Origin of the sequence: Nitrosomonas communis (assembly GCF_900114745.1) — a bacterium.
In the GTDB taxonomy this organism is placed as follows: Bacteria; Pseudomonadota; Gammaproteobacteria; order Burkholderiales; family Nitrosomonadaceae; genus Nitrosomonas; species Nitrosomonas communis_A.
This window is the reverse complement of the sequence record NZ_FOUB01000120.1, coordinates 1-5,209: the sequence shown is the minus strand read 5'-3', so window position 1 is coordinate 5,209 and position 5,209 is coordinate 1. Positions and strand designations below refer to the sequence as shown.

The following is a 5,209-nucleotide window of genomic DNA, read 5'->3' as shown; positions in this document are numbered from 1 at the left end:
CCTGGGGTTTAGGACGCCTTACGAGGTGTTCCGAGAATTGTCAGGAACAGATGCCGAAAGATTGGTGGGTTATGCACTTATTACTTGAATTCAAGTGCTATTATTTTGACAATTTCTTCTTCTTGTACTTTAGGGTCAATGCCAGAATTATAAGTAGCAGAAAGTTTACGGAATTCGGCTTTTGCTTGTGCCAACGTTAATTGAACTTCAGTATTGCCATATCTGCCATTTTCTTTGATTTTTCTTTTCCATCAACAAAGTATTTGAAATAAAAATCAACCTCGCCATTCCCAAGAACTCTGGTAATAAAGACACCTTGGCCACGCCCACGTTATTTTTCTTTGATTTGGAAAATTGTATCTAGAGAAGCCTTTTTCCTATGTGAATCTAGGATTATCTGTTTAATCTCGGGAACACTACTTTTAATAATTTTCATCTTAGAATGCTGAGCTAATTAGTCCTAGTTATAGTCCCAGTTAATAGAGTGGCTGTGAATAGATTTTAGAGGAATCCTTTGGACGATAATTATATTATACAATATGTAATATATTGATATATTATGATATTAAGTATTGCGTTGGATTTCTTTAGATAAATATTAGAATGATTCGTAATCAGTAGGTCGAGGTTCGACTCCTCTCAACAGTACCAATGAAATCAATTGATTACGCTTAATCACCTAAACCATTTTACATTTGTGGGGCACTACTGGGGCACTAAGAGAAAACTAGACATAGGTTTTTTATGTAGGGATTCTCTATTAGCCGTAAAGACAAAGTCAGCTCAATACTGAAGTGAGACAAAGCAGCCGTACCAATCAGAACTTTCTTAATATCACAACCAAAATCTTATCTTGAGATAGAAAGGGCTGCGCCCAAAAAATCCGCTTCAAAGAAGAAGGCACCCAAGAAAAAGCAGGCAGTCTAAATGTCGCGTGACTTTTTAAAAAAATATAACAAAAAGCGAAACTTTGGCATTACGGCTGAACCGAAAGGCAAAGCCAGAAAACGCGCTAAAATAAATCTGCGTTTTGTTATTCAGCTACACGAGGCGAACCGCATCCACTATGACTTCCGGCTTGAATGGCATGGGGTAATGAAAAGCTGGGCGGTAACTAAAGGCCCGAGCTACGATCCTGCAGATAAACGGCTGGCAGTTCGTACCGAAGATCACACGATGGATTACAACGATTTTGAAGGCGTCATTCCAGACCATCAATATGGTGCCGGTCCGGTCATGATTTGGGATAAGGGAACTTGGATGCCCGAAGACGATCCAGACAAGATGGATAAAGAGGGTCGTATCACTTTTACTATTGAAGGTAGCCGCATGAAGGGGCTGTGGCATTTGATCCGAATGCGCACGACGGATAAACGCGAGAACTGGCTTCTCATTAAGAGCAAAGACAACTTTGCGCTAAACAAAACCGAGAATGCTGGTTTCCTCAAACGCGAGAATACCAGTATCGTAACAGGCCGTACTATAGACGATATCCGAAAGGCAGGACCTGGCAAAACACCAAGCGTATAGAGGCGCCCAAATTAGAGTCAGTTATAACTGCGCCGAAGGCTAAAAAAGCAGTTGCCAAACCCAAGGCATCTCTGAAAGTAAATTAATATGACGTGAGTTCGACATAAGTAAAGCTGTAAAAGGAACCTGAATTCCTTATGATGAAGTGGCTTTGGAAAAGAATCTCATCACGAGAGGAGTCAGATTCCCATGGATACTATAACGATTTTTGTGTGAATGACGACTTTTGTAAAGAGTTTGAGCCCCGGTGGGAGCAGCGCTTGACGGAGTCGTCGCTGAAGCGGCGTCGGCGGCGAGGAGCGCTGTGTCTAAGTGAAGTCATGACCATCATGGTGGGGTTTCATCTGTCGAATTACCGGACATTTCCACTTGTTGAGGTAGCAGCGGTGTTATTTTCCAAGGGGAGGAGGCTAAAACCGCTTTGTGGAGTTGCTGCAAGGTAGCTTGGTACCTTTGTGCTACTTTGTGCTGTTTTCTGACCAGTCGCTTTGGGTAATGCAGTGGGATCAGCTTCATTGATTCGACCAAGATCAGCGTGTGCCACAATCCTCTTGGTATCAGTCAGTGTGAATAATCGGTCATCTAAATCAATATCTGACCATTTCAAGGCGGCAGCTTCCTGACGTTTTAGTCCCGTAAACAAATCACTGCTTCGCGAATGGTTGTCCCGCATAACCATCCTCAGCTAATACACTTTGCACGCTACCCAGATTCATTCTACACCGCTCCATCGCCTGCCACGCTCCCTTGCGATCAGTGACCTCTACGGTAGTTATTGCGATTGCATGTGGCAGCTCCTGCGTATACACCGCAATATGGTGTTAAATACCCGAAATCTTCTTGCCCGCGTCATAACCCTTCTGGTTCGCCGTATCCGTGTTCTTCACACTCTGCGCGTCTACGATCAATAGGATATGCAGGCGTTGCGCCCCTGTCTCATACGGGCCGCGCCAACCTGATTTTTTAAGTGCCCGCTCCGGCAGGCTCACTCCTTTTTTATGCGGCCGTACCAAATAGTAAAGTACGAATGGACCGTACGCCACTTCGGAGGTTCACCTGGCTATATGCGCTATTGGCAACCACTCTTGAGTAAATACAATACCGCACAAAATACTTCGTGCAAATCGATTCGACGCGGACTGGTCTTCTTGCGCGTACTTTTCAGCAGCGGACGTACCTGCTCGAACTGTTCGCGACTAATATCACTTGAATAACGTGCTCTCATCCTGCAAGTATCACTTTCTTTCCCTTAAACCAAAATGACTTTGAATAGGTTCTAAGAACCTACCATAAATATCTACGCAAGCTGATATCCTAATGGGTTTACAATAAACTACCAGAAATAAGTTTATATGCTATCTAGTTTAAATAATGTCCAGTCCTTCCGCAGAGCAAATTCTTAGTGATGTATTCGGCTACTCGGATTTTCGGGGTGAGCAGCAAAAGATTGTCGAGCATGTTTCTTCAGGAGGAGATGCGCTAGTATTGATGCCAACCGGCGGAGGTAAATCCCTGTGCTATCAGATTCCTGCCTTACTTCGGCCAGGTGTAGCCATTGTAGTTTCACCATTAATCGCATTGATGCAGGATCAGGTTGAGACCCTTAAACAACTTGATGTGCAAGCCGAGTTTTTAAATTCCAGTCTGGATGCTAGAGCAGCAAGGGAAGTGTCTAGCCGTTTGATGAATGGCGAACTCAAGCTGCTATATGTCGCACCTGAGCGCCTATTAACAGAGGGTTTCCTGAATCTGTTAGAGCGCTTGCTGGCGCGTGAGAGCTTGGCATTATTTGCTATTGATGAAGCCCATTGCGTTTCGCAATGGGGGCATGATTTCCGTCCAGAGTATCGTGAGTTGATAGTCTTGCATCAGCGTTTTCCAAGTGTGCCACGCATCGCATTGACAGCGACTGCCGATGCCCCAACACGTGCAGAGATTATTGAACGCTTGGCATTAGAAAATGCCCGACAGTTTATTGCTAGTTTTGACCGGCCGAATATTTGCTATCGGGTTGCTATCAAGAACAATCCACGTCAGCAATTGCAAGCCTTTTTAGAAGCTGAACATGTCAACGATGCAGGTATTGTGTATTGCTTATCACGCAAAAAGGTAGAGGAAACCGCAATATGGCTGCAAGCGCGTGGCTGGAAAGCATTGCCTTATCATGCAGGCCTCGATAATGCAACGCGTAACCAATATCAACGCAGATTTCTACGTGAGGAAGGAGTGATCATGGTAGCAACCGTGGCTTTTGGCATGGGGATCGATAAGCCTAATGTGCGCTTTGTAGTTCACCTGGATTTACCTAAAAGCATGGAGAGCTATTACCAGGAAACTGGTCGTGCCGGTCGGGATAGTCTGCCCGCAACTGCATGGATGATTTATAGTTTAGGTGATGTAGTCGCTATGCGGCAAATGCTCAATTCTGGAGATGCCTCCGAAGATCGCAAGCGTATTGAACGGCAAAAGCTTGATGCACTCTTGGGTTTTTGTGAATCCACCGCTTGCCGTCACCAGACTGTTCTGCGTTATTTTGGTGAAGTGCACCCCGGTAATTGTGGTCAGTGTGATAACTGCCTCTGCCCGGCAGATACCTGGGATGCAACCGAGGCGGTGCGCATGGCCCTTTCTTGCGTCTATCGCACTGGGCAACGTTTTGGTGCTGGCCATCTGATTGATGTACTGCGCGGTAAGATGACGCCTCAAATAGAAAAGTTCAATCACCAGCAACTTAGTACTTTTGGTATTGGCAAAGCATTAACACAGCAACAATGGAGTAGCGTTTTCCGGCAAATCGTGGCTGGTGGCTTGCTACAGGTGGAGATAGAAGCTTATGGTGGGCTTAATTTGACGGAAGAAGCGCGCCCGATACTACGGGGTGAGAGAAAGGTATGGTTGCGCCAAGACCAGGAAACTATCAGGCATACTACGAGCCATGCCGAGCGTGCATCACGCACACGTGAAGCTTTTGCCGCTGCTAATGAAGATCCGCTTTGGCAAGCACTCAAAGCCATGCGCATGCAACTTGCTCGCGAGCAGGGAGTGCCGCCTTATATTATCTTCCATGATAGTACTTTGCTTGAGATATTTCATCAACGCCCTAGTAATCTCACTGAGCTGGGACGTATCAGTGGGGTAGGTCAAGCCAAGTTAGCGCGCTATGGCAATCAATTCCTGAAGGTAGTGGAGGAGGCGATATGTGATGGGATTAGCTAATTTCATGGGAATTACAGCGAGCTACAACTATTGTCTGGGTGTGGGAATCAGCCCTAATTTATAGGGGTAAAGAATTACTCGTAATGGGGAATGGGCTTTAATTCCATTTCTAAATCAAAACTGACTTTGTCGGCTTCACCTTGCCGTATTATTTTTATATAGCACAACCAGATAATTTTGATTATAATTTAGAGATGGCCTATTCACTGGATTTCCGCCGTAAAGTCCTGTCTGTTAGAGAGAAAAAAGGACTTACGATAGCCGAGGTGGCGGCCCGGTTTGATGTTGGCGTGGCGAGCGTGACGCGTTGGGTTAAGAACATCCATCGTAAACCTCAAGGGTTTCGCCAACGCAAGATTGATCTTGATGTGTTGCGGCAGGATATTCGCGATTATCCTGATGCTTATCAGTACGAGCGGGCAAAACGTTTGGGTGTGGCGCAAAACGCTATTTTTCTGGCGCT

3 protein-coding genes and 2 pseudogenes are annotated in these 5,209 nt (G+C 45.4%); 4 read left to right on the top strand and 1 reads right to left on the bottom strand.

What is annotated here, in order from left to right; genetic code table 11:
* Positions 1 to 927: 927 nt before the first annotated feature.
* Together BM122_RS20135 and BM122_RS26665 are read left to right on the top strand one after the other, a co-directional pair.
* Positions 928 to 1,530 (top strand): DNA polymerase ligase N-terminal domain-containing protein, encoded by a 603-nt coding sequence (locus BM122_RS20135; RefSeq protein WP_074907328.1) that lies wholly within the window; start codon positions 928 to 930, stop codon positions 1,528 to 1,530.
* A gap of 212 nt (positions 1,531 to 1,742) precedes the next feature.
* Positions 1,743 to 2,023, top strand: a pseudogene (locus BM122_RS26665) (hypothetical protein); the annotation flags it as partial.
* A 157-nt stretch (positions 2,024 to 2,180) separates the two neighbouring features.
* Here BM122_RS26665 and BM122_RS21990 read toward each other — a convergent pair.
* A pseudogene (locus BM122_RS21990) lies at positions 2,181 to 2,755 on the bottom strand (IS5 family transposase); the annotation flags it as partial.
* A gap of 146 nt (positions 2,756 to 2,901) precedes the next feature.
* On the opposite strand from BM122_RS21990, the gene recQ reads away from it, so the two are divergent.
* Both recQ and BM122_RS20115 read left to right on the top strand, forming a co-directional pair.
* The gene (gene recQ / locus BM122_RS20120; protein ID WP_074907324.1) at positions 2,902 to 4,746 is read left to right on the top strand and encodes a DNA helicase RecQ; all 1,845 of its coding nucleotides are present in this window, start codon (positions 2,902 to 2,904) and stop codon (positions 4,744 to 4,746) included.
* Between the two features lie 194 nt (positions 4,747 to 4,940).
* Positions 4,941 to 5,209, top strand: a 269-nt coding sequence (locus tag BM122_RS20115) for an IS630 transposase-related protein (protein WP_074906149.1), incomplete at its 3' end; no start/stop codon positions are given.

Excerpts from the sequence above, each read along its gene's own strand:
- BM122_RS20135 (WP_074907328.1), top strand. The coding sequence starts at position 928 with ATGTCGCGTGACTTTTTAAAAAAATATAACAAAAAGCGAAACTTTGGC.
- recQ (WP_074907324.1), top strand. The coding sequence starts at position 2,902 with ATGTCCAGTCCTTCCGCAGAGCAAATTCTTAGTGATGTATTCGGCTAC.